Source organism: Shewanella sp. 10N.286.52.C2, assembly GCF_002874545.1.
GTDB lineage: Bacteria > Pseudomonadota > Gammaproteobacteria > Enterobacterales > Shewanellaceae > Shewanella.
Genome location: NZ_MCTV01000088.1, coordinates 1 through 24,378, shown reverse-complemented (window position 1 = coordinate 24,378; position 24,378 = coordinate 1). Strand labels below are relative to the sequence as shown.

The following is a 24,378-nucleotide window of genomic DNA, read 5'->3' as shown; positions in this document are numbered from 1 at the left end:
TAACTCTTCAGCTAAGCGCTGTTGCTCGGCTATACGTTCAGCTTCTGCGGCGCGTTCTTGTTCAGCTAATCGCTCCGCTTCTTCAGCAGCAATGGCCTGTTCTTTTGCCAAAGCCTCTGCAGCTTGCTCTTCTGCGATACGTTGCTCTTGTGCAACACGCTCTTGCTCTTTGGTTTTGTCTTTACGAAACCACGAAAAAAAACCTTTCTTTGCCATGTCTACTACCAATGCTAAATGAGCGATAAAATTCGGAGAAGTTTTCTCGAGTCATTAATACTAAACTTGTTAAAAGGAATCCTCACCTTTAAACAGCAGTTTGGTATAAAATATCGAGTATTCTAATTGGTTGCATAGTCTACCACTTTCTTTGTTCAGGCAAAATCACGAGGGCAAAATGTCCAAAAATAAGTCCGCAAGCGGCCAAGTCAGGATCATTTCAGGGCAATGGCGTTCACGAAAGCTACCTATTCATGATTTAGAAGGGTTACGACCAACCACTGATCGCGTCCGTGAAACCTTGTTTAATTGGCTTGCTAGCGATATCAGAGGTGCAAGGGTATTAGATTGTTTTGCAGGCAGTGGCGCCCTAAGTCTGGAAGCTTTATCACGTTACGCCAGCTATGCACGTATTTGCGAACTGCAGAGCAATGCGGCCAAACAGTTAAAGCAAAACTTACAAACCTTAAAATGTGACAATGCCGATGTCATCAGTGGCGACAGTCTGGCATTGCTAAAACAAGGTCTGAATAACGATAAAGGCTTTGATATTGCGTTTGTTGACCCACCATTTCGTAAAGGGCTGGCCAATACCACTATGGCGTTATTAGCTGAGCATAACTGGTTAAATGAGAATGCATTAATTTACCTAGAAACTGAATCAGATTTAACCCAGCTAGCGATCCCAAACCATTGGGTTGAGCTCAAGCAAAAAAATGCCGGTCAGGTAACCTATCGCTTATTTCAATATCAGCTTGATGAATAGCATTTCAAACAAGCAACAAATCTAATAGAGGATACCCATGAAATTTTTTATTATCGGTGGTAAAAGTTTAACTTTAATCATGTGGTTAGTGATGTTTTATAACTTATTTATGCCGTTTGAAGGCCAAGTCAGCATAGTGTTGAATATCTTATTTTTTATCACTGTAATAATGCATTTTTTCCAATTACTTATTTTCAACACCATGTTTAGCAGCTTACTTAAGTTATCTGTCGTTGATTATCTTAAAGTGTATTTTTTTGGTGTTTTCGGTTTACTTGAGTACCGACAAAAAGTACTAGAGCTTGATAAAGCCGAGTAGTCGTTAGATTTAATTGAAATGCAAGCATAAAAAAACCTCGCCTAGGCGAGGTTTTTTCTTAATCAGGTCATCACTCCTGATTATGAATCGTCACTTACTTTTTAGGGTAAGGGTGAGCAACACCTTTATGACAATCTACACAAGTCTTTCTCTTGTCGCCTTCTTGCTTAGCATTACGCTCATGCATTCTTACAGCCATTTTCTTCATAGTCTCAGGCTGGTTTTCATAGATGCGCGTATGACAATGTTGACAGTTAGCAGAATCTGTTGCTTGGAAATACTTAAGTGCGATATCTGCTTGTTCTTTACGGTTCTCATCTAACCAAGCTTGAGTGTTGAAACCATCAATAGTTACGAAACCGTATAAATCTTTAGATACGATAATCTTTTTAACCAAGTAATCAACTGGGCCATGTGGAAGGTGACAATCTTGACACTGAACAGTCACACCAGCGCTACCGCCGCCATGTGCTGAAGCTAGTACTTCATCTTTCAATGAGTGATTGCTATGACAACTCATACAGAATTCATCTGAACTTGTTGCATGTAAAGTTTGTTGAGTGGCGAAATAGCCCACTACACCCAAAATAATACCCACTACAATCAGTGCGATAATAGAATATTTTGCGCTCGGTTTAAATAGTGCACGCCAGTTCATCGGACATCTCCAGTTAACAGTTTTATAATTTATAATTTTTAAACTCTAAAATATAAATTTTAAGTTCTAAAAATAGTAAATCTATTCTAGGTTGTTTTGCCCATAAAAAAACGAATTAAGAACATGTTTTAATTAATAAGTTACCAGTATATGCTCAAAATGAGATCAAGATCTAACTATTGAGGCTCAATGATAATTAATTTGACTCCTTTAAACTTAATACAGCTATAGCAAAATCGCAAAGTAGCCTTCACAAAAATGACAATTAACCTACCTTTGCAATATACTGTAAAAAAATCAGGTTTATTGCGCTATAGAATCATTATAGCCTCTGCCACTAGTTAGTTTGAGCGAGTATAAATATTCTGAAGCTGTTTATTGCTGCGGGTATTGTTTCGGGTTATATTAAGCCAGATCATCAGCAACTTAATTTAGCTTTGATTCTTGATTTATCACTAGATTATTGCGCTATTTAATTGTTATTGATGGCTACACACTTTGGAAAAGCATGAGCACTAAGTTAACGCACCAAATAATCGTTTTTATCACCCTCTTTGCCATTTTAGGCCAAGGGTTGATAACTAATGGTTACGCTATGGTCGCTAACCCTCTCATGCGCTCATCAGCAGAGATGTTAATGCCTAACGACAAAACATCCCAAGCAAATCTGAAGCAACACAGCAGTGCCGATACCCCTAATTGTCATTCATCTATGACTGAACAAGCCCCGCAAAAAACGACTCATTGTTGTGACGATGGCTCAATGCTCCAATCGAAAAAAGCTGATCAAAGCTGTTGTGACAGCAAAAATGGCTGCGCTATCGATTGTGGTCACTGCATTACTATCTCGATGACAGGGCATTTGCTCACATTTGATATCCTTCTCGCAAAAGCAGTCAACAGCAAGGCTGATGCCACTGCAGTGCCACACTTTTTCTTCCATAAAACCCTTCCAGAATTTCGACCTCCGATTAGTTAAATTACTGACAGAATATTTTTAGCCTAGCACTGTCCTCTGTGCCATAGCTAAACACCTATACTTGCTAGTATTTACAGTTTTTATAAACGGTTCGCTTTATTTGCCAGCCGTATTTTGAGGTTATGATGAAACACGCTATTTTATTGATCACCATTGCGGGTTTTCTAGCTGGGTTATGCACTAATCCAGTCGCTGCTCAACAAGCAGCAACACATAGTCATATTTCGACTGACCAGCATCAGCATGATGCAGAAAAAACCAGCTATTCATGCCCGATGCACCCTGAAGTTATTAGTCATAAATCCGGTGATACTTGTCCTAAATGCAATATGTTCTTAGAAGAAGTTAGCCCTGAGGCTGCCATAGACCATAGCGCTGAAACGACCTATTTCTGCCCAATGCACCCTGAGGTCACCAGCCATAAATCAGGCGATACTTGTCCTAAGTGCAATATGTTCTTAGAAGAAGTTAGCACTGAAGCTGCCATAGACCATAGCGCCGAAACGACCTATATCTGCCCGATGCACCCTGAAGTTAGCAGCCACAAACAAGGTGACCGCTGCCCTAAGTGCAATATGTTGTTAGTGGTTAAAGAAGAAGAGGAAGAAGTCGACCATAGCCAACATCAGCATGCACAAGATGAACAGATAGAAAACCTAGCAGTGCAACCCACACAGAGTGCTGCAGATAAAGTGTTTAATACTGTTAAACCAAGCCTATTACCCTCGGATGCAGAGCCAAGCATTAAATATGTCTGCCCAATGCACCCGCATATTGTTTCTGACACCCAAGGCACTTGCCCTATTTGTGGTATGAATTTAGAAAAAGTCACCATGGGCGCTGCGACAGAAGAAATCGTGGTGGGTGTATCTGGCGGCATGCAGCAAGCTTTAGGCATGCGCACTCAACAAGTTGAAAGAGATACCCTATGGCGCCTGGTTAAAACCATCGGCACCGTTGAGTATAACGAAGACAGCATTACCCATGTTCATGCTCGAGTGACTGGTTGGGTGGAAAAACTGCATATTAATAATGTTGGCCAAAAAATAAAAAAAGGTCAGCTCATGTATGAGCTTTATTCACCTGAACTTATTAATGCTCAAGATGACTACTTACAAGCGCTTGATTATTTGGAGCAAGACAATCAACGTGGCGGTGTGCTCGAGCGTAAAGCCCGCCAACGTTTAGCGCTTTTAGGGGTGTCATCAAAAATTATTCAACAATTAGAAACCAGCGGCGAAACTGTTTTTAGAGTGCCTTTTTATGCCCCGCAAGATGGGGTTGTCAGCCAAATGGACATTCGTGATGGCATGTATATCCAACCCGGTAATGCCTTAATAGAATTAGTCGACTTATCCACGGTTTGGGTCATTGCCGATGTGTTTGAAAATGAACAAAGCTGGCTAGAAAAAGGCCGTCCTGCAGAAGTCACAGCATCGGCCCAAGGCTTATTTGATCTTGAATCTGACATTGATTATATCTATCCAGAACTCGACCCTGTCACTCGCGCCATGCGTGTCAGAGTAAAATTAGCCAATCCAAATGCAAGCCTACGACCAGGAACCTTAGTCGATGTGTCTTTATTTGGCGGCCCTAAACGCAACATTATTACTATTCCCACAGAAGCACTGATATTAACCGGCCGTGAAAATCGAGTAGTAGTTCAGCGTCACGATAGCGGATTTACTTCGGTACCTGTAAAAGTCGGCATCATTGCGCAAGGAAAAGCAGAGATCATTGAAGGCATCAATGAAGGCGACCATGTGGTGGTTTCAGGGCAGTTCCTGCTTGATTCAGAAGCCAGTATTCAAGGTAGCTTGTTACGTTTAAGCGGCGCAGATAAAGCGCCTGCAGCCCATAACCACTAAGGAGCACTCTCATGCTAGAGAAAATAATCAGTGCTTCGATAAAGCAACGTGCGATGGTGTTATTACTCACCTTAGTGGTTGCAGTGATCGGTTATCAAGCCATGCGCACCACCCCATTGGATGCCCTGCCGGACTTATCTGATGTGCAAGTGATTGTTAAGACCTCATATCCAGGTCAAGCACCGCAGTTAGTCGAAGATCAAATTACTTATCCATTATCCACAGCGATGCTGGCTGTACCTGGGGCGAAAACCGTACGTGGGTTTTCGATGTTTGGCGACTCATTCGTCTATATCATTTTCGAAGATAATACCGATATCTACTGGGCTCGGTCACGAGTTTTAGAATACCTATCGCAAACCCAAGATCAGCTTCCAGAGGGCGTTAGCCCCACTTTAGGGCCTGATGCTTCTGGTGTCGGTTGGGTATTTCAATACGCCTTAGTCGATAGACAAGGTAATCACGATTTAGCCCAGCTGCGTTCATTGCAAGACTGGTTTTTAAAACTGGAATTACAAAGTGTCGAAGGCGTATCTGAAATTGCTACGATTGGCGGCATGGAGCAATCTTATCAAATCGTGGTCGACCCACATAAACTCGCCCTTTATCAAATCGATTTGATGACGGTTAAAAATGCGCTAGCAAGCTCTAATAGCTCTGTCGGTGGCTCGGTTATTGAAATGGCCGAAGCCGAGTACATGATTACTTCATCGGGTTATCGACAAAACATTGAAGATTTTGCCGAAATTCCTTTAGGGGTGTTATCTGATGCTGGCACACCAGTATTAATGAAAGATGTGGCGCAGCTGCGAACAGGCCCTGCTGCCCGCCGTGGTATTGCTGAACTTGATGGTAAAGGTGAAGTCGTTGGCGGCATTGTGGTTATGCGCTATGGCGAGAATGCCCTTGAAACCATTAATAATGTTAAACAAAAGATTAAGCAAATTGAAAGCGGTTTACCTGAAGGGGTTGAATTAGTTATCACTTACGATCGCTCAGAACTTATCCTCAATTCTGTGGATAATCTGATGCACAAAGTGATGGAAGAGATGCTGGTCGTTGGCCTAGTTTGCTTACTATTTCTATTACATGCTCGCTCAACACTGGTTGCCATAATCACCCTGCCATTATCTATATTAAGCAGTTTCATTATCATGCATTTTATGGGGGTTAATGCCAACATCATGAGCTTAGGAGGTATTGCCATTGCCATAGGCGCCGTTGTCGATGCCGCCATTGTCATGGTAGAAAACGCCCATAAACATTTAGAGCGATATCGGGCTGAGCACGGTAAACCACCCGAAGGTGAAGCCCACTGGCAACTAATTAAAGAGGCCTCTGTTGAAGTAGGGCCTGCGCTATTCTTTAGCCTGCTAATCATCACCTTAAGCTTTATTCCTGTATTTGCACTGGAAGCTCAAGAAGGCCGTTTATTCCACCCACTGGCGTTTACTAAAACCTTTGCTATGGCGTCTTCTGCAATACTGGCCATCACCTTGATCCCAGTATTAATGGGTTATTTTGTGCGCGGTAATATCCCTGATGAACGCAAAAACCCCATCAGTCGATTTTTGATTGCCATATACCAGCCATTACTCAAACTGGTATTAAAATTTCCTAAATTCACCATCTTATTAGCGCTGGTCATTTTAGCCAGTGCTTACTATCCGATGACAAAGATGGGCTCTGAGTTTATGCCAGAACTCGCTGAAGGTGATTTACTTTATATGCCTACAACCCTGCCAAGTGTCAGTGCAGGTAAAGCCGCTGAAATTTTACAGCAAACCGATAGATTGATTAAAACGGTACCAGAGGTCAAAAGAGTATTTGGTAAAGTGGGCCGCGCGATGACCGCTACCGATCCTGCACCATTAACCATGCTTGAAACCACCATCATGCTTAAACCACATGCCCAATGGCGTGAAGGCGTGACCTTAGAATCTATTATTGCTGAATTACAGAGAACGGTGAAAGTGCCCGGCATGACTAACGCATGGGTGCAGCCGATAAAAACCCGTATCGATATGCTGTCCACCGGGGTTAGAACACCTGTCGGCATTAAAATATCGGGTTCAGATGTGGCCGAACTGGAAAAAATTGGCGCTGAAATCGAAGCGGTAATGAGCCAAGTGCCAGGCACAACATCAGCATTTGCGCAGCGAAGTAGTGGTGGACGTTATATCTATATTGAGCCGAAACTAAAAAATGCAGCTCGATATGGTATGACCCTAAGTGACATCCAAGATGTGGTGCAAATCGCCATCGGCGGTATGAATATAGGGGAATCAATTCAAGGTCAAGAACGTTACCCAATTAACATTCGTTATCCACGAGAGTTACGTGACAGCATCGAAAAGCTCAGAGATTTACCGGTATTAACCAAAACCGGTAAATACCTGCCATTAAGCGTCTTAGCCGACATCACCATCAGTGATGGACCGCCCATGCTTGCCAGTGAAAATGGCCGTTTAATCTCATGGGTGTTTGTCGATATTAAAGATATTTCTATCGGCGAATATATCGAGCAAGCGCAAATAGCCTTAGGCCAGCAAATCACTTTGCCAGCACGTTATAGCTACAGCTTTGCGGGTCAATATGAATATATGCAGCGTGTTGAAGCCAAGATGGAGTTAGTCATTCCACTAATGCTGGCAGTTATTTTTATATTACTGATGCTGACCTTTAACTCGTTTGCTCAAGCTTCAGTAATTATGCTGAGTTTACCCTTTGCCTTAGTAGGCAGTGCCTGGTTTTTATATTTGCTGAACTTCAACTTTTCGGTTGCGGTATCTGTGGGGATGATTGCCCTTGCGGGTGTCGCCGCTGAATTTGGCGTGGTGATGCAGGTGTATCTCAACAACAGTATAAAAGACCGAAAACATCATGACACTCTCAATAGCAAAGATGATTTACGCCAAGCATTGATTGAAGGTGCTGTAATGCGGATTCGCCCCAAAGCGATGACAGTTGCGACCATATTTTTTGGCTTACTGCCGATAATGTGGGGCACAGGAACCGGTAACGAAGTGATGCAGAAAATTGCCGCACCTATGGTTGGTGGCATGGTCACTGCGCCGCTGCTATCGCTGTTTGTTATTCCAGCCATTTATTTACTAATCTATGGTCGTAAACTCAGTAACTAGGTTTACAAAGTCACTCATAAACTCTAAAAAAGGCGCTTAAGGCGCCTTTTTATCTATAAAGCCACAAGCTGAATATAAGCTTGTTAGCTTGGTTCACTGAGTACGCCTTGCTTTTCTCGTGCCAGTTGCATCATCCTTAAAAGACCCCAAACCATAATACAACCTCCGACTCCAACCATAGCAAACAGCAGTATTGGCTTCGCCAGCATCGGATAAGCCGCTGTATCAAAACCTGCAAACAAGCCATATAAACCCGCCGCCATTAATAACGTGCCAGGAAAATCAATGACTGCCACCATGGTCATTTTCTTTTGAATTACCGCGAGTTTTTCGTCCTTTGTGAGTGTCATAAGTCTTCCTTGATTAGATTTACAGTTTAACTTTCAAGCAATTATTCTACTTCAGACGCTACCTCGGTCAATGCAATAATTGAAAAAGTGCCGCCTTGGGGATCATCAATCACCGCAAAACGACCCACATCCGGAATATCCGTAGGCGGGACACAAATTCGCCCGCCTAGAGCTTCGGCATCTTGAGCCATAGCATCACAATCTTGCACACTAAAATACAGCATCCAATGGGGCGGGGTATCACCCCACTCGGACGTCATTTGCATCATACCGCCAATGGCTTGCTTATCCACCAGCCATTGCACGTAATCAGCTATGCCCATTGAAGACATATCAAGGCTGTTAGTCTCAAAGCCAAGCGCTTGGGTATAAAAATCGGTTGATGTGGCCAGATCGCGGCACATATATTCAACCCAGCACAAAGTATTGGGCTCAAATGAGCGCTTAATGCCGATATGGTTAATGGCCTGCCAGATTGAAAATCGTGCGCCATCAGGATCTTGGCACACAGCTATAATCCCTGAATCACCAACAGAGTGAGGGCCTGCAATAATTTGTCCACCCGCAAGCCTAATGGCTTTAATTGTCGCCTCAACATCATCAACGGCAAAATAAAGCTGCCAATGGGTTGGCAAACTCTCCATCTCTTTGGGCATTTGATACATAGCCGCAATGTCATCACCCGCTAACTGCAACATAGTGTAATGACCCTCAGGCATGGGCATATCATCAGCCTGCCACTGAAATAGGCTTTGGTAGAATGCTTTCGCGGCATACCAATCATGACTGGCAAGTTCGACCCAACAAGGTTGCCCTTGTTTATAGTGTGACACCTTCATACACCTCACCCTGCTGTTGATAATGACTTATAAGAATAAAGGTTTAAGCTGAACCTAAATGACAACACTCTTTAAGTTAAGACACTTTTAAAGCTAAAGTCGAGTTGGCAATAATGGTTGGTTATTCGTATAAAAAATGACATTTAAATAATAAATACAACTTAAAATCATAGCCTTATATAGACAACAATATCAGCAAGCCATGGCTAGTCACTATCGGTCACAAGTCGTAAATTACACACACCTTTAGTCAAAATGCTAACAGTCACATCCTTACTTGCTAGAAAACGCCCATAAAAAAGCCCTTTTCAAAGGGCTTTTTGGAGGTCATTTCGGTGTTTAAACACCACTTTATCTAGCTAAAGTATTATTTATAAACTGGCAGTAACTCAGCCATCGCCAACAAATGACATGCGCCGGTGATGACACCGAATGCAATAATCACCACAATCAATGGCGTACCACCTGGGACTCTAAAGCTCTTCTCATCAGGGAACATTTTGCGCGATTTGTATGCCATCATGGCTGGCACTATCGCCGCCCAAATGGTCGCCGCTAATGCCGCAAAGCCAATGGCAATCAAGAAACCATTAGGGAATAACAAACCTAATACTGTCGGCGGAATAAAGGTGATCGCAGCTGTTTTAATGCGGCCATTATTGCTTTCTTCAAAGCCAAATAAGTCAGCTAGATAATCAAACAAGCCTAAGGTCACCCCTAAGAATGATGACGCCACAGCAAGATTAGCAAACAAGGTCAACATGGTATTAAGCCATTTACTCGCCATCACATCTGACAGAGCGCCCACTAACACACCCATATTGCCGCCCTGGGCAATAATGTCGCTGAACTGACTACGGGGAATGTTGCCCATGGTTGCCACTAACCAGCAGCTATAAATCACTAAGGCGATAAACGTACCAATAAAGATGGCTTTTAAAATCACTTTAGGTTGTTTGCCGTAATACTTAACTAGGCTTGGCACATTGCCGTGGTAACCAAAACTGGCCAGCCCAAAAGGTAGCGCCGCTAAAATATAAGGCGAGAAACTCGCCTCACCATCTGGCATTAATAATTTTGCGCTATCAATATCAATCAGCAGATTTCCGATGGCGAGAAAAAAGGTAATTAACATCCCGCCAATCATAATGGTGGTAATGCGATCAACCGCTTTGGTACTGATGATCACCACTGCAGCAAGTACGACGGCAAACACTAACCCTGCGATCGGTTGAGGTAAGTTAATCCCCATCCCCGCAAGGGTGTGATTAACAATCGAGCCACCACCACTGATGTAAGCATAGGTCAGGATGTACAACACAAAAGCAATAGATAACCCGTTAATAATCCGCCAAAACTGGCCTAAGGTTACCTTAGTTAAGGTGTCAAAACTGTCACCGGGTTTAAAATGCAAATTGGTTTCAAGTAGCATCAGACCTGACACCAGCATACAAAACCAAATACCAATTAACATGACTAATGAATAGCCAAACCACATGCCTGCACTGACCACAGGCAAAGAAAACATACCAGCACCGACTGTGGTACCGGCGATGATCATAGCACCGCCCAATAAGGATTTATTTTGCGGTTGAGATTGTGTCGAACTCATAAAATTAGTTATTACCCATGTTCCATTGTGACACTATCAACAATGGTTTTTCGAACAGATAAACGCAGCATACCATTGGCATGATCACGTATTCGGATGACTTCAAATTGATTATCGTTAGCGGATAAATACCCTAATTCTTTTAATTTCACACTCAAATTATTGTAGAGCTTTTTATCATAAAACTCAGGCGCAGTAATTCCATGTAAAGCACCTAAACGCTGAGCCAATAAATGGCTGGCGCTTTCTAAATCAGAACGCTCAATTTCTGGTTTGTAAGCCAGTAAATTAAAGATAATCGCGTAACGCTGTAGGGTCTCACTGACCGTGGCGGACAATAACATTAACTGAGTGACATTACTTTGATTGACTTCAAAGTGATCGCTACCGGAAATTAGCTTTTGTTCAACAAACAAATCAAGCACTTGATCCACATAGGCACTTAAATCTTCAATGCCCATAAACAGCTCAGCTTTCAATAATGGGTAAAAATCATTAACAATTTGCTGGATTTTTTCTCGGCTAAATTCTTCATATTGCACCAAGCAACTGGCGATTAATGAAGGCACTGCCATTAGATGAATTATGTTATTGCGATAATAGCTCATCGCAATCACTGAGCTATCTTCAATTGCGATAATTTCGCCGATGGCATCTGTGGTTGAGGTAAATTTATTCAGCGACAAACATTGCTCAACTAGGTCATGAGCTGAGCCCTCAGCCACCGACGCATACTCAGTATAAGGAACATCCTTTAAGATTTTCAGGTAGAGGTCTAGCTGGGTTTCAAGCTCACTGCGCTGCAGGGCGTTTTGCTCTGAAGCCAGCAGCGCCATACTTGCTAATGTCACCGAACTCGCTGCGGCGGCGCCATTGATGTTAGTCATCACTTTATTGGCCAATACATTTACTGCTGGCGTTAACCATGATGGCTTTTGATCCGGATCTTGAGCAATTTCTTCACGCCAATTTGGCGATTGTTGATTTAAAAATTGCTGCACATTGATTGGCTCGCCAAAGTTAACGTAACCTTGGCCAAAGTTGCCTAATTTACGCAGCGCACCAAAGACCTGCCACACTGATTCTTTTTGCTTTTTCTTACCGCTTAACTCTTTATGATAGGTGGACACTTCCATCACATGATCATAACCAAGATAAACTGGCACTAAGGTTACTGGGCGTTCAATGCCCCGCAGTACACAGTTAACTGTCATCGCTAACATGCCGGTCTTAGGCGCTAATAAACGACCGGTACGAGAACGACCACCTTCGGTGAAGTATTCAACCGAATAGCCTTTAGCAAATAACTGATCTAAATACTCACGAAACACTGCGGTATAAAGTTTATTACCGTTAAAGCTACGACGAATAAAGAAAGCACCACCACGGCGGAACATAGGGCCTGCTGGCCAAAAGTTTAAATTAATACCGGCGGCAATATGCGGCGGCACCATGCCTTGGTAATACAAAATATACGACAGCAGTAGGTAATCCATGTGGCTACGATGGCAAGGCACATAGACAATTTCATGACCATCATGATGCAGCTTACGCACTTTTTCAGCGCTTTTAATGCTAATACCGCTGTATAACTTATTCCACAACCAAGTAAGAAAGCGCTCAGCAATACGCACTAAGCTGTCTGAGTAATCCGCTGCAATTTCATCTAAATACTGAATCGCTTTTTCGCGGGCTTTGTCTTCAGGAATTTTTTTATTAAGCGCTTCTTCTTTTATCGCTTGAGCAATGGCATCAGACTTTAATAATGAGTTGAACATTGCCTGACGATTTGGCAGTTGTGGGCCTGTCATCACTTTACGTTGGCGTCTAAAGTGCACTCGCGCCACACGGATAAGTTTATGCGCAATACTGACATCAGTGCCGTGTTCATCAGCCATATAACGTAGCGACATAGCATTTGAGAATTGAATAAAGCTATGGCGACCTAAGAACAAAATCATCAACCATTTACGTAACCAGGTCGGGTTTTCACGCTCAAATACGGCTGCGGTCATGGTGTCATCTTCTTTACCAGGGATACGTCCCCAATACAGACTCACTGGCACCAATTGAATATCAAGTTGATCATTTTTTTTATGTAAGGCTAATAAGCTGGTGAAGTTATCAACAAATTTTTCGCCACTTAAACGCTTGCCAAATAGAGGCTTACGACCTTCAATACACACAATTCTAGGGGTATTTAAGCCATCAACGTCTAGTCGCTCATAAGGGCTCGGTAAGCCATATTTGGCGGTCACTTCATTTAATGCCGCAATATCACTGAGTGATTCTGTCTTCATCACATAGACCACTGGTTTATCTGGGTCTAAGTTCAGATCGGCAAAGGGATCTTCAGGCACAACAACCGTGTGCACCATCAGTTTTTGAATCCAACGTAATGATTTTGCTATGATTGAGTCAGGTTTTAACATGAGTGTTCGCATATTCAACATCAATTAATTGGCCATAGAATACCAGATAATGGTTCAGTTTCACTAACAAGGGTCTATACAGAGAATATTTGTTCAGTAAAAATAGCCATATCCGAATAACAACCAACCTATTTTCAATCAACACTACTGTATAAATATACTGTTTAAACAAACGATGTGAGAAATAGCCAATTTCATCGGTTTAAAAAGCTGACTTACCTTCATTAACTAAATAATTAAATTACAGATACTTAACCGTGCCCCCATATATAGCCAACAAGAATTAGATGATAATAGTTAAATTAATTTGGTTAATACTTGCGCGACCACCGATACTGTATATAATGACAGTCACTGTATAAAAAAACAGGAATCAATATGAGACCTTTAACGCCACGCCAAGCTGAAATATTAGAGCTAATTAAATGTAATATCGCCGAAACAGGTATGCCGCCAACTCGTGCAGAAATTGCAACTCGATTAGGCTTCAAAAGCGCCAATGCCGCTGAAGAACACTTAAAAGCACTGGCAAAAAAAGGCTGTATTGAAATTATTCCTGGTACCTCTCGCGGGATCCGCATGGTGCAGGTGGAGGAGGAAGTTGAAGCAGGCTTACCACTTATCGGCCAAGTTGCTGCAGGTGAACCTATCCTTGCTCAAGAGCATGTTGAACAGTATTTCCAAGTTGACCCAGAAATGTTTAAGCCCAATGCTAATTTCTTACTACGCGTTCGAGGCGACAGTATGAAAGACATTGGTATTTTAGAGGGCGACTTATTAGCAGTGCATAAAATGCAAACTGCCACCAATGGTCAAGTTGTAGTGGCACGTCTTGAAGACGATGTAACCGTGAAAAGATTTGAAAAGAAAGGCAATATTATTTATTTACATGCTGAAAATGCAGAATATGAGCCGATTAAAGTTGATTTAAGTTGCCAAAACCTAACGATTGAAGGGCTTGCTGTTGGCGTTATTCGTAATGGAGGTTGGTTATGAACACATTAATAGGCAATGCACCGCGTCACCCTGGATTATGGGTAGATATGGCATCTGATCCCTTACCCACTAAACAAGGGATTGAAACCAAGCGCACCCAAAACCAAGGCTTAACTGAATTGACTCAATTATGCAGTCAGTTAGCCATTTTAAGTCAGCAAGGCCGTTGGATTGTACTGATTAATCCGCCGCATATCGGTTATAAGCAAATTCTTGCTAATGCCAATGTTCGTATGGACAGAGTATTGTTAGTTCACACCAAAGATGAAGTCGAAACCCTGTGGGCGATGGAAAAAGCGCTCACTAACGGTACTTCAAGTGCAGTAATTACTTGGACACCACCATTAGATGCCCGCGACAATCGCCGCATTCAATTGGTTGCCAAAAATGCCTTAGCCCAAGGGATTATCATTGAAGATGTAAATACTCACTTACCTGAAGGCGACCCATTAACGCAAACTTTAGCAGTACCGACTCGGGTAAACCTTACCTCGTTTCACTAGTAAAATATGACTAAAAAAGCCCTTCACTACGCTGAGGGGCTTTTTTTTGCACTTTTTTCAGCAAATTAGATGATAAAGTGATCTTGATCAATATTTAATCTCCAAGTAATGTAGTTAACAAGGTAGTAACAATTTATCGTACTGCCGAGAATAAATGTCAAAAAGATACAAACGCTATTAAAAGATTGAGCTGGTACCGTGCGGTATAGAAAGCCTTGAATGTAAAGCGTCAAATATAATTGATAAGTTCAGTATTAGGTACAAGTGTGGCACCGTAACGTAATAACATAATTGAGTTTTCAAGCTCAAAGCCACCGTGTACTTTGAAATGATCAAACTTTTTCGGGTATGAAAAGTTTGCATAGAGCAGAGTATTACTGTGTGGCTTTTCTTTGTAATTGCAATTCGCAATTAGCAGAGGAGTAGTCTTGTGAAGCGATTGTTGTACGGATTAATGGTGGCGTTGCTTGCAACCCCACTCACAGCGGCAGAGATGCCCTTAAACATGACTCAAGGTGTAACAGAGATCAGTGGCCAGGTTTACGACCTGCATATGATTATTTTGTATATCTGTTGCGCCATTGGTGTCGTGGTCTTTGGGATCATGATTTATTCCATGATCTATCACAGAAAATCTAAGGGTGCAGTTGCAGCCGACTTTCATGACAGTACCAAGGTTGAAATAGCTTGGACAGTATTGCCATTTCTAATCCTAATTGGCATGGCAATCCCAGCAACAAAAACGCTGATTGCTATGGAAGATCCCAGCGATGCTGAACTGACAGTCAAAGTGACGGGCTCTCAATGGAAATGGCATTACAGCTATTTCAATGAAGATGTCGAGTTTTTCAGTTTATTATCTACCCCAGCAGACCAAATTACTGGCACCGCAGATAAAACCGACACCTATCTTTTAGAGGTCGATAAGCCGCTGGTTTTACCAATAAATCGTAAAGTACGTTTTTTAATGACCTCGGATGACGTTATCCACTCTTGGTGGGTACCAGCATTTGCCGTTAAAAAAGATGCAAATCCTGGTTTCATCAATGAAGCTTGGACTAAAATCGATAAAATAGGTACTTATCGAGGCCAATGTGCCGAACTATGCGGTAAAGATCATGGCTTTATGCCTATTGTTGTTGAAGCCGTCTCAGAAGCAGACTTTGACCAATGGCTAATCGACCAAAAGCAATTTGCTGCTGATGCTAAAGCCGCTGCACAAGCCTCACTGAGCCAAACCCTTAGCTATGACGAGTTAATGGCCCAAGGCGAACAAATCTACATGGGTCGCTGCGCGGCTTGCCACCAACCTAATGGTGCTGGTTTACCTGGCGTCTTCCCTTCCCTTATTGGCAGTCCAATGATTAAAGGCCCAGTGTCTGGCCATATCGATATTGTCGTTAATGGTAAGCCTGGCACTGCGATGCAAGCGTTTGCCAAGCAGCTAACGGCAACTGAAATTGCTGCAGTAGTCACTTATGAGCGTAATGCTTGGGGTAATGACTCTGGCGATACCGTGCAAGCGGCTGATGTGAGTGGCAATGGGACAAATTCTAGCGCTACACCAACCACTGCAGACGCTCCTAGTGCAGGCACTTCTACCGCAGACACGTCAACGCCTGTGACTTTACCAGCAAGCTTACCTACAGCTGAACAACTTGAAGACACTGCAACACAAGCTGTGACTGAAGCGGCAACACAAGCAGCAGAAGTTAAAGCTGTGGTATTGGATGACTTGACGATGGATGAGTTAATGACCATGGGCGAGCAAGTCTATATGACTAGCTGCGCTGCATGTCACCAAGCTGCTGGTACTGGCTTACCTGGCGCGTTCCCTTCATTAGTAGGCAGCCCACTCATCGTCGGTCCAGTGACGGATCATCTTAATATTGTCATCAATGGTAAACCTGGCACGGCAATGCAAGCATTTAACTCGCTACTTACGCCACAACAGCTTGCTGCAGTGGTGACTTATGAGCGAAATGCCTGGGGTAATAACTCTGGCGATGCAGTTCAGGCTGCTGATGTTGTTGGTCACGGAAAGTAAGGGATTAAAATGAGCACAATTACACAAGATTCACCAGCCGCTCACGACGATCACCATGATGACCATCATCATGGGGCGCCAAAAGGCATTATGCGCTGGGTTTTAACCACTAACCATAAAGATATTGGTTCAATGTATCTGTGGTTTAGTTTCATTATGTTTTTAACCGGCGGCGCAATGGCCATGGTCATTCGTGCTGAGTTATTCCAACCCGGTTTACAGTTAGTTGAACCTAACTTTTTTAACCAAATGACCACAGTCCATGGCTTGATTATGGTATTTGGCGCAGTCATGCCAGCCTTTACCGGCTTAGCTAACTGGCTCATTCCAATGATGATTGGTGCGCCAGATATGGCACTACCGCGGATGAATAACTGGAGCTTTTGGATTTTACCTTTCGCGTTTGCGATTCTACTTAGCTCGCTATTTATGGAAGGTGGAGGCCCCAACTTTGGCTGGACTTTCTATGCACCACTGTCAACAACCTATAGCCCTGATAGCACAGCATTATTTGTGTTCTCAGTTCACATTATGGGCATAAGCTCGATCATGGGTGCTATTAACGTGGTGGTGACCATTGTTAATATGCGTGCTCCGGGTATGACTTGGATGAAGCTGCCATTGTTCGTCTGGACTTGGCTGATTACCGCCTTCTTGCTAATAGCAGTGATGCCGGTATTGGCAGGTGTAGTAACCATGGTACTGACTGATAAATACTTTGCCACCAGCTTCTTTGATGCTGCTGGCGGCGGCGACCCTGTGATGTTCCAGCATATTTTCTGGTTCTTTGGCCACCCCGAAGTCTACATCATGATTTTACCTTCATTCGGGATTATCTCGGCCATTATTCCCACCTTTAGCCGTAAAAAGCTTTTCGGTTATGCCTCCATGGTATACGCCACCTCAAGTATTGCGATTTTGTCCTTCCTAGTTTGGGCGCATCACATGTTCACCACCGGGATGCCAGTATTTGCAGAGCTATTCTTCATGTACTGCACCATGTTAATCGCAGTGCCTACTGGGGTGAAAGTGTTTAACTGGGTTGCAACTATGTGGCGCGGCTCAATCACCTTCGAAACCCCGATGCTGTTCGCCATTGCATTCATCATCTTATTCACCATCGGTGGCTTCTCTGGCTTGATGCTAGCGATCACCCCAGCGGATTTCCAATACCATGATACTTACTTTGTGGTAGCGCATTTTCATTATGTACTGGTGACTGGCGCAGTATTTTCCATTATGGCTGCAGCATATTACTGGCTACCGAAATGGACAGGATACATGTATAGCGAAACATTAGGTCGTTGGCATTTCTGGTGCAGTGTTATTTCAGTGAATGTACTGTTTTTCCCAATGCACTTTTTAGGCTTAGCAGGCATGCCACGTCGTATTCCAGACTATGCAATTCAGTTTGCTGACGTAAACCAAATTGTCTCTATTGGTGGTTTTGCCTTTGGTTTATCACAACTGATTTTCCTCGCTGTGGTACTGAAATGTATCAAGGGCGGCGAAAAAGCTGCGGATAAGCCATGGGAAGGTGCTGAAGGGTTAGAGTGGACTATTGCCAGTCCTGCGCCTTATCACTCATTTACCACCCCACCAGAGGTTAAATGATATGAGCCAGCCAACAAAATCAAACCGTAATTTACTTATTGGCCTAGTACTGGGTTCAATAGGTATGTTCGGCTTTGGTTTTGCGCTAGTGCCTTTGTATGACGTGCTTTGCGATGCCTTGGGGATTAATGGAAAAACCCAAAGTACTGCCAGCAGTTATGAGGCTGTGATGATTGATAAAGACCGTACTGTAACCATTGAGTTTATTGCCCAAGTACAAAGCAATATGCCGTGGGAGTTTGTGCCAAAAGTGAACCGCATGCAGGTTCACCCCGGCGAACTCACACGTACTGCGTTTTTAGCGAAAAACTTATCTTCAAATAACCTCGTAGGCCAAGCAATACCCTCGGTATCGCCAGGCCAAGGCGCGGCTTATTTTAATAAGACCGAGTGCTTTTGCTTCAATCAGCAACCCCTAGCAGCAATGGCCGATGCTGAATTACCGTTAATTTTTTACGTGGATGCGGATTTACCTGAATCCATTAACACTTTGACTCTCTCTTATACCCTCTATGATATTACAGACAAGCAGACTGCAGCCATAGAGCAAGGAGCAGCAAGATGACAACAAAACATGAAAACTACTACGTGCCAGCGCAAAGTATCTGGCCAATTACCGGCGCTATCGGATTATTTCTGATTGCATTTGGCGCAGGTACCTACATCCAACAACTTTCAACTGAACAATCTTCTGGCGGCTACACCCTAATCGCGGGTATTGCTGTAATTATATTTATGCTGTTTGGCTGGTTTAAAAATATCATTGATGAGTCAATGTCAGGTTTATATTCAGCGCAAATGGATCGCTCTTTTAGACAAGGCATGAGCTGGTTTATTTTCTCAGAAATCATGTTTTTCGGGGCATTTTTTGGGGCATTGTTTTACGCTCGAATGGTAGCAATACCTTGGCTCGGCGGTGCATCAAATAATGCCATGACCCATGAGGTATTGTGGCCAACATTTGAAGCCATTTGGCCGCTAGTGAAAACCCCAGATGGTACCACCACTGAAGCCATGGGTTGGGGCGGATTGCCGCTGTATAACACCCTCATTCTACTGACCTCTTCAGTCACCTTGCACTTTGCCCATGTGTCGTTAGAAAAATCAAAACGTGGCGCACTGAAGGTTTGGTTAGGACTGACTATTTTGCTGGGTATCGGCTTCTTGTTTTTACAAGTTGAAGAGTATGTCCATGCCTACCAAGAAATGGGGCTCACACTCACCTCAGGGATTTATGGTAACACCTTCTTTTTGCTAACTGGCTTTCACGGTATGCACGTCACCTTAGGCACAGTATTTCTAATAATCCTGTTCTTTAGAGTATTGAAAGGTCACTTCACCCCAGATAATCATTTCGCCTTTCAATCCGGAAGTTGGTATTGGCATTTTGTTGATGTGGTGTGGTTATGCTTATTTATTTTCGTGTACGTCTTATAAGGCTGCAAAGCTAATAAGGTCTAGGATTTGGGCTTATCCAGCCAAATCCTAAAGCCAGTAACAATAACAACATCACTAACGCAGAAAAGATCACTCGACGACCTAAATATTGGCTCATAGATTGTTTATTTTCCGCTTTAACCATAATAAATAGGGCTCTGGCTAAATTAAATAATATGAATACAAGCAGCAGTACTAAAACAAGCTTGAAAATAACTAAGGTATCTAAGGTTCCCACGGGCTCTCCTTTGCGCGTTTGGCGACTTTCTACTGGGTTATTGCTAGTTGTTACTGTGAGTGTGTTTTCTATTTTGGTCAAGCTCGGTTTATGGCAACTTGATAGAGGAATTCAAAAACAAGCTTGGCAAGCCACCTTAAGTGAAAGGCAAGCGTCCAGTGAATTGGATTACCACACTTTTTTAACGCTAGATAGCAGCGGTCCACTAACGGGTTATCGCATTAACGTCACCGCTAAGCCCGTTAATGAACAAATATTACTGCTTGATAATCAAGTTTATAACGGCCAAGTGGGTTATCTGGCTTATCAAGTATTTGCAATATCAGCCACAGAGCCATGGCTACTGGTTGAACTAGGCTTTACTGCAGCGAATAAAGACCGCCGCATATTACCCGATTTAGCGCCATTGCCTGCGGCGCAATATCAGCTCACAGGTCGAGTGTATCAGCGCCAAACCAATCCCTTAAGTGACCAACTTTATGTGGAACAATTTACAGTAGAAAACCGTGAAGTGATCCGTTTTCAAAATTTAAATCTCGTGGCCTTAGCAGAGAAAATAGGTCATCAACTGGCACCGGCAGTACTGCAGCCAGATGTAACACCAAATATGACACTAGCAAAACCTTGGACACCTATTCCACTGTCAGCCCAAAAACACCAAGGCTATGCATTGCAATGGTTCACCATGGCAGCAGTATTTTTATCGCTAATGCTATGGCTTGGTTGGAAAACATTTAAGCCTAAAATTAAGACCTAAAGTTAAAACCTAAAGTTAAAACCTAAATACAAGAGTAACTAAATTAAAAATAGTGACTTAAGTAAAAAAACTCATCCTATAACAAAAACAGTCGTAACAAGAGGAGCAAGTATGAACTCCCCAGCAAAACCTAAAGGTAACAAGACATTATATCTACTGCTGCTGGTATTTATTTTACCGGTGGCTATGGCTAAATTAGTCTTGATCCTAGATTTATATAACGGCGCCGCCACTAACAAAGGTGAGCTAATCGGCGCACAACTTAATTATCAAAACTTAGCCATGACCAACCCTGAGCCGCATATGTGGCAGCTGGTGTATTTATTACCAAACCAATGCCTAGAACAATGTCAGCAACGTTTGTATGTCATGCATCAAAGCCATATCGCCTTAGGTAAACATCAAGATCGCGTCAGCCCAATTATTTTACTCACCCCAGATAGCGACACCGCAATTTTAACTAAACTGCAAGTGCCGTTTGCTACAGCCAGTGCCAGCCCTGCAATGGCCGCATTACTGACAGAGCAGCAAATGATTATTGTCGATCCCCTTGGTAGCCTAGTCATGAAATACCCAGGTATTATGGGCGAGCAAGAAAATATTGCCCAAGGTAAGTCGATGATTGGCGATTTACGTAAGATGCTTAAACTATCGAGGGTCGGGTAATGGTGATAAAAAACCTGCTCAAATTTACCTTAGTATTTACCTTTACGGTGATATTAATGGGTGCCTACACTCGGCTGTCAGATGCAGGCCTTGGCTGCCCTGATTGGCCAGGTTGCTATGGTCATCTTGTGGTGCCTAGCGCGCCTGATGCAATAGCAAAAGTTGAGACTGCATTCCCAAATCAAACGCTAGAGCCTGACAAGGCGTGGCTGGAAATGATCCACCGCTATATCGCTGGCACTCTTGGATTACTGATTTTAACCATCCTTATCATCTGCTTAAAAAGAGCCGATGCGCCCAAAAAGCTACCCATACTGATTTCCGCCCTACTGCTCTTTCAAGCTGCCTTGGGCATGTGGACTGTCACCATGAAATTAATGCCCATCGTAGTCATGGGGCATTTAATTGGTGGCTTTAGTTTATTCGCTTTACTGCTACTGCTGTATTTACGTACCCGGCCACTGCGGATCCCTGGTGGTGACACTTATGCCAGAAAACTCGCCCCCTTTGCCATGGTCTGCTTAATTGTACTGGCGGTTCAAATTATTTTGGGCGGCTGGACGTCATCGAATTACGCAGCATTAGCCTGTACCGCCCTGCCAATATGTGAAGGTAACTGGGTCGATAACCTGCAATTTGCTGATGCTTTTTCACCGTTTCAAGGGACACATCCAAGCTTTGAATATGGCGTATTGGAATACCCTGCCCGCATGACAATCCATGTTACTCATCGTATTTGGGGCGTGATTACCGCTGCCTGTTTAGTGTGGTTAGGATTTAAATTACTTAAAGCACGCTCACACACAATACGTAAAAGTGCTTGGCTGTTATTTGCCCTAGTGATCATTCAAGTGGGCCTTGGCATCAGCAATATTGTCATGCATTTGCCTTTAGGGATTGCTGTATCGCACAACGGCGGCGCAGCGCTATTGTTACTTACCGTTATTTTCATCAACTACGCGCTGTGGCGTAAAGCTTAAGCAAGGATTCTATTATGGCTAAATCTCTGTCTATACCAGCAAGCACCAGCAGCGCGCAATTACCTTGGCGCGCCTATTTTGAAATGACCAAACCCAAAGTGGTCGCCCTGATGTTACTGACAGTACTAGTGGGAATGTGCTTAGCATTGCCCGGCGCAGTGCCATTGCAGCCGCTTATCTTTGGCATGATAGGCATAGCCATGATGGCGGGGGCAGCGGCGGCTTATAACCACTTAATTGATCGCCGCATTGATGGTTTAATGGCGCGTACCTATAACCGCCCATTACCAAAAGGAAAAGTCTCGGCAATAAAAGCCATGACCTTTGCCACCTCTATCGGTTTAGGCGGCTTTGTTATTTTGTATACCTTAGTTAACCCGCTTACGGCATGGTTAACCTTTGCGAGCTTAATCGGATATGCCGTGGTCTATACCGCTTATCTTAAGCGTGCAACGCCGCAAAACATCGTGATTGGTGGCTTAGCGGGCGCAATGCCGCCGTTATTAGGTTGGACATCTGTCACCAATGAATTGCATGGTAATGCCTTATTACTGGTTATCATCATCTTCACTTGGACGCCGCCGCATTTTTGGGCGCTGGCGATTCACCGTAGAAAAGAATATGCCAAAGTCGACGTCCCGATGCTACCGGTAACTCATGGGGTTGAGTTCACTAAAACCTGTATCTTGCTATATACCTTGTTACTGGCTATTGCCTGTTTATTACCAGTACTCGTCGGCATGTGCGGTCCTGTTTATCTTGTGGGTTCAACCATTCTAAGTTGTGGCTTTATTTATAAAGCGTGGGAGCTTAAATATCATGACAAAGAAGGCTTAGCGATGGATGTATTTAAGTTCTCAATTTATCACTTAATGATTTTATTTTTAGTGTTGTTAGTTGATCACTACTTGTGGGTATAACTCGCTTTATCAGTGCTTATCGCCATGGTGAAGTTGAAGATAAAAACAGTGAACCTAAAGATAAAAATAATGGAGTGAATGAGTGAAAAAAATTATCGCGTTAGCGTTCATTATGCTGGGTTTAGGCGTCGCTGTTGCTACGCTTTTCCCTAGTCAAAAAAGTTCATCCACAACAATCGCCACTGCCACTAAATCAGTGCCGGATTTGGCACTAGAAACAAGTTATTTGTTTGATCACCCAAGACCACTGGCACCTTTTAGTATGCAAGACCAATTGGGGAATACCTTTACCAATGAGCAGCTTTTAGGTAAGTGGAGTTTAGTATTTGTCGGCTTTACCTCATGCCCAGATGTTTGCCCAACAACCCTTAATAAACTCAATGCCGCCTACCCAGAGTTACAGGCAGTAAGCGACAATATTCAAGTGGTGTTTGTGTCAGTGGACCCCGCAAGAGACAGCCAAACTAAACGTTTAGATTACATCAACTTCTTTAATGGTGATTTCAAAGCCGTCACCGCTGACCACGCTCAGTTATTCCCCTTCACCCGCGATTTAGGTTTTGCTTACGCCATGGTTGGAGACGGTGAAGATTACCAAGTGGATCACAGCGCCAGCTATGTTTTAGTATCACCACAAGGGGAAAAGTTTGCAGTGTTTAAACCTAAAGCCCAACCCGGGAAAATACCACAGATTTTGAATAAAGAGCTGGTTGCGGATCTAAAGCAGATTATTGAAAGTGCTTAAGGTTTTTATATAGGTATTGAAATATAACAAAGCCTCAATATGAAAATATTGAGGCTTTTTGTTTTGACGAGGACTGATGTAGTAACTCATTTGTGGACAAGAACGTTTTAGCGAATATTCTAAATTAGAATCTCATGGATAATCTCACGTATTGCAAGCCTCTAATCAAGTGGCCAGTTTAAGTAATCCACTACAATCCATTTTCTAAATAATTATGAATAAAACCCATTGACCAGCATGACTAATCCGCAGGACTTGCTACCGAGGACTTTTGTAAGGTCCAGGTACCATCT

General features: G+C 43.1%; 22 protein-coding genes and 1 pseudogene. 16 read left to right on the top strand and 7 right to left on the bottom strand.

Annotation, left to right across the window (positions count from 1 at the left end; all coding sequences use genetic code 11):
* A pseudogene (locus tag BCU94_RS19690) lies at positions 1-216 on the bottom strand (signal recognition particle-docking protein FtsY); the annotation flags it as partial.
* Between the two features lie 178 nt (positions 217-394).
* On the opposite strand from BCU94_RS19690, the gene rsmD reads away from it, so the two are divergent.
* Positions 395-982, top strand: coding sequence for a 16S rRNA (guanine(966)-N(2))-methyltransferase RsmD (gene rsmD / locus BCU94_RS19485; RefSeq protein WP_102477287.1), 588 nt, complete (start codon positions 395-397; stop codon positions 980-982).
* A gap of 37 nt (positions 983-1,019) precedes the next feature.
* Positions 1,020-1,301, top strand: coding sequence for a DUF1145 domain-containing protein (locus tag BCU94_RS19480; protein WP_102477286.1), 282 nt, complete (start codon positions 1,020-1,022; stop codon positions 1,299-1,301).
* A gap of 94 nt (positions 1,302-1,395) precedes the next feature.
* On the opposite strand, the gene BCU94_RS19475 is transcribed toward BCU94_RS19480, so the two are convergent.
* A complete protein-coding gene (locus BCU94_RS19475) occupies positions 1,396-1,959 on the bottom strand; it encodes a NapC/NirT family cytochrome c (RefSeq protein ID WP_102477285.1) in 564 nt (187 codons plus the stop codon).
* Positions 1,960-2,467: 508 nt separating this feature from the next.
* On the opposite strand from BCU94_RS19475, the gene BCU94_RS19470 reads away from it, so the two are divergent.
* The 3 genes from BCU94_RS19470 (at position 2,468) to BCU94_RS19460 (ending at position 7,949) form a co-directional block, all read left to right on the top strand.
* The gene (locus BCU94_RS19470; protein ID WP_102440141.1) at positions 2,468-2,938 is read left to right on the top strand and encodes a hypothetical protein; all 471 of its coding nucleotides are present in this window, start codon (positions 2,468-2,470) and stop codon (positions 2,936-2,938) included.
* Between the two features lie 125 nt (positions 2,939-3,063).
* Positions 3,064-4,806 carry an efflux RND transporter periplasmic adaptor subunit gene (locus BCU94_RS19465; protein WP_241905031.1) on the top strand — a complete coding sequence of 581 codons (1,743 nt, stop codon included), beginning with the start codon at positions 3,064-3,066 and terminating at the stop codon, positions 4,804-4,806.
* Positions 4,807-4,817: 11 nt separating this feature from the next.
* Positions 4,818-7,949: a CusA/CzcA family heavy metal efflux RND transporter gene (locus BCU94_RS19460; RefSeq protein ID WP_102477284.1), complete on the top strand. Its 3,132-nt coding sequence runs from the start codon at positions 4,818-4,820 to the stop codon at positions 7,947-7,949.
* A gap of 83 nt (positions 7,950-8,032) precedes the next feature.
* Here the strand turns inward: BCU94_RS19460 and BCU94_RS19455 are convergent, their stop codons facing one another.
* From BCU94_RS19455 to plsB, 4 genes are all read right to left on the bottom strand, one after another.
* Complete coding sequence (locus BCU94_RS19455; protein WP_102440139.1) at positions 8,033-8,299, bottom strand: hypothetical protein; 267 nt, start codon at positions 8,297-8,299, stop codon at positions 8,033-8,035.
* Positions 8,300-8,340: 41 nt separating this feature from the next.
* Positions 8,341-9,138 carry a VOC family protein gene (locus BCU94_RS19450; RefSeq protein ID WP_102440138.1) on the bottom strand — a complete coding sequence of 266 codons (798 nt, stop codon included), beginning with the start codon at positions 9,136-9,138 and terminating at the stop codon, positions 8,341-8,343.
* A 367-nt stretch (positions 9,139-9,505) separates the two neighbouring features.
* Positions 9,506-10,750 (bottom strand): tryptophan permease, encoded by a 1,245-nt coding sequence (gene mtr, locus BCU94_RS19445; RefSeq protein ID WP_198590916.1) that lies wholly within the window; start codon positions 10,748-10,750, stop codon positions 9,506-9,508.
* Positions 10,751-10,761: 11 nt separating this feature from the next.
* The gene (gene plsB, locus BCU94_RS19440) at positions 10,762-13,182 is read right to left on the bottom strand and encodes a glycerol-3-phosphate 1-O-acyltransferase PlsB (protein WP_102440136.1); all 2,421 of its coding nucleotides are present in this window, start codon (positions 13,180-13,182) and stop codon (positions 10,762-10,764) included.
* A 378-nt stretch (positions 13,183-13,560) separates the two neighbouring features.
* Between plsB and lexA the strand changes: the two genes are divergently transcribed.
* The 6 genes from lexA (at position 13,561) to BCU94_RS19410 (ending at position 19,779) form a co-directional block, all read left to right on the top strand.
* A complete protein-coding gene (lexA, locus tag BCU94_RS19435) occupies positions 13,561-14,178 on the top strand; it encodes a transcriptional repressor LexA (protein WP_076538206.1) in 618 nt (205 codons plus the stop codon).
* On the top strand, positions 14,175-14,681 hold the full coding sequence (locus tag BCU94_RS19430) for a SulA-like leucine-rich domain-containing protein (RefSeq protein ID WP_102477282.1): 507 nt from the start codon (positions 14,175-14,177) through the stop codon (positions 14,679-14,681). Before lexA ends, BCU94_RS19430 begins: the two co-directional genes overlap by 4 nt.
* Positions 14,682-15,111: 430 nt before the next feature.
* Positions 15,112-16,728, top strand: coding sequence for a cytochrome c oxidase subunit II (coxB, locus tag BCU94_RS19425; protein WP_102477281.1), 1,617 nt, complete (start codon positions 15,112-15,114; stop codon positions 16,726-16,728).
* 9 nt (positions 16,729-16,737) lie between these two features.
* Positions 16,738-18,342 (top strand): cytochrome c oxidase subunit I, encoded by a 1,605-nt coding sequence (ctaD, locus tag BCU94_RS19420; RefSeq protein ID WP_102440133.1) that lies wholly within the window; start codon positions 16,738-16,740, stop codon positions 18,340-18,342.
* A 1-nt stretch (position 18,343) separates the two neighbouring features.
* Positions 18,344-18,907, top strand: coding sequence for a cytochrome c oxidase assembly protein (locus tag BCU94_RS19415; protein WP_102477280.1), 564 nt, complete (start codon positions 18,344-18,346; stop codon positions 18,905-18,907).
* Positions 18,904-19,779 (top strand): cytochrome c oxidase subunit 3, encoded by an 876-nt coding sequence (locus tag BCU94_RS19410; protein WP_076538215.1) that lies wholly within the window; start codon positions 18,904-18,906, stop codon positions 19,777-19,779. The genes BCU94_RS19415 and BCU94_RS19410 overlap by 4 nt, the downstream gene beginning before the upstream one ends.
* Before the next feature lie 10 nt (positions 19,780-19,789).
* On the opposite strand, the gene BCU94_RS19405 is transcribed toward BCU94_RS19410, so the two are convergent.
* Positions 19,790-20,017 carry a DUF2909 family protein gene (locus tag BCU94_RS19405; protein ID WP_076538217.1) on the bottom strand — a complete coding sequence of 76 codons (228 nt, stop codon included), beginning with the start codon at positions 20,015-20,017 and terminating at the stop codon, positions 19,790-19,792.
* A gap of 10 nt (positions 20,018-20,027) precedes the next feature.
* On the opposite strand from BCU94_RS19405, the gene BCU94_RS19400 reads away from it, so the two are divergent.
* From BCU94_RS19400 to BCU94_RS19380, 5 genes are all read left to right on the top strand, one after another.
* Complete coding sequence (locus BCU94_RS19400) at positions 20,028-20,774, top strand: SURF1 family protein (protein ID WP_347231951.1); 747 nt, start codon at positions 20,028-20,030, stop codon at positions 20,772-20,774.
* A gap of 111 nt (positions 20,775-20,885) precedes the next feature.
* Positions 20,886-21,440 (top strand): hypothetical protein, encoded by a 555-nt coding sequence (locus BCU94_RS19395; RefSeq protein ID WP_102477278.1) that lies wholly within the window; start codon positions 20,886-20,888, stop codon positions 21,438-21,440.
* Entirely contained in the window at positions 21,440-22,420 is a 981-nt protein-coding gene (locus tag BCU94_RS19390; RefSeq protein WP_102440129.1) for a COX15/CtaA family protein, read from the top strand. Before BCU94_RS19395 ends, BCU94_RS19390 begins: the two co-directional genes overlap by 1 nt.
* A 14-nt stretch (positions 22,421-22,434) precedes the next feature.
* Entirely contained in the window at positions 22,435-23,340 is a 906-nt protein-coding gene (cyoE, locus tag BCU94_RS19385) for a heme o synthase (RefSeq protein WP_102477277.1), read from the top strand.
* A gap of 112 nt (positions 23,341-23,452) precedes the next feature.
* Positions 23,453-24,085 (top strand): SCO family protein, encoded by a 633-nt coding sequence (locus BCU94_RS19380; protein WP_102477288.1) that lies wholly within the window; start codon positions 23,453-23,455, stop codon positions 24,083-24,085.
* The last annotated feature ends 293 nt before the right edge of the window (positions 24,086-24,378 follow it).

Bases quoted from the DNA above. Each gene is read 5' to 3' on its own strand.
- BCU94_RS19475 (WP_102477285.1), bottom strand. From the start codon at position 1,959: ATGAACTGGCGTGCACTATTTAAACCGAGCGCAAAATATTCTATTATC.
- BCU94_RS19380 (WP_102477288.1), top strand. From the start codon at position 23,453: ATGCTGGGTTTAGGCGTCGCTGTTGCTACGCTTTTCCCTAGTCAAAAA.
- mtr (WP_198590916.1), bottom strand. From the start codon at position 10,750: ATGAGTTCGACACAATCTCAACCGCAAAATAAATCCTTATTGGGCGGT.
- BCU94_RS19415 (WP_102477280.1), top strand. From the start codon at position 18,344: ATGAGCCAGCCAACAAAATCAAACCGTAATTTACTTATTGGCCTAGTA.
- BCU94_RS19450 (WP_102440138.1), bottom strand. From the start codon at position 9,138: ATGAAGGTGTCACACTATAAACAAGGGCAACCTTGTTGGGTCGAACTT.
- BCU94_RS19460 (WP_102477284.1), top strand. From the start codon at position 4,818: ATGCTAGAGAAAATAATCAGTGCTTCGATAAAGCAACGTGCGATGGTG.
- rsmD (WP_102477287.1), top strand. From the start codon at position 395: ATGTCCAAAAATAAGTCCGCAAGCGGCCAAGTCAGGATCATTTCAGGG.
- plsB (WP_102440136.1), bottom strand. From the start codon at position 13,182: ATGTTAAAACCTGACTCAATCATAGCAAAATCATTACGTTGGATTCAA.
- BCU94_RS19465 (WP_241905031.1), top strand. From the start codon at position 3,064: ATGAAACACGCTATTTTATTGATCACCATTGCGGGTTTTCTAGCTGGG.
- BCU94_RS19390 (WP_102440129.1), top strand. From the start codon at position 21,440: ATGGTGATAAAAAACCTGCTCAAATTTACCTTAGTATTTACCTTTACG.
- BCU94_RS19395 (WP_102477278.1), top strand. From the start codon at position 20,886: ATGAACTCCCCAGCAAAACCTAAAGGTAACAAGACATTATATCTACTG.
- cyoE (WP_102477277.1), top strand. From the start codon at position 22,435: ATGGCTAAATCTCTGTCTATACCAGCAAGCACCAGCAGCGCGCAATTA.
- BCU94_RS19470 (WP_102440141.1), top strand. From the start codon at position 2,468: ATGAGCACTAAGTTAACGCACCAAATAATCGTTTTTATCACCCTCTTT.
- BCU94_RS19410 (WP_076538215.1), top strand. From the start codon at position 18,904: ATGACAACAAAACATGAAAACTACTACGTGCCAGCGCAAAGTATCTGG.
- BCU94_RS19480 (WP_102477286.1), top strand. From the start codon at position 1,020: ATGAAATTTTTTATTATCGGTGGTAAAAGTTTAACTTTAATCATGTGG.
- lexA (WP_076538206.1), top strand. From the start codon at position 13,561: ATGAGACCTTTAACGCCACGCCAAGCTGAAATATTAGAGCTAATTAAA.
- BCU94_RS19430 (WP_102477282.1), top strand. From the start codon at position 14,175: ATGAACACATTAATAGGCAATGCACCGCGTCACCCTGGATTATGGGTA.
- BCU94_RS19455 (WP_102440139.1), bottom strand. From the start codon at position 8,299: ATGACACTCACAAAGGACGAAAAACTCGCGGTAATTCAAAAGAAAATG.
- ctaD (WP_102440133.1), top strand. From the start codon at position 16,738: ATGAGCACAATTACACAAGATTCACCAGCCGCTCACGACGATCACCAT.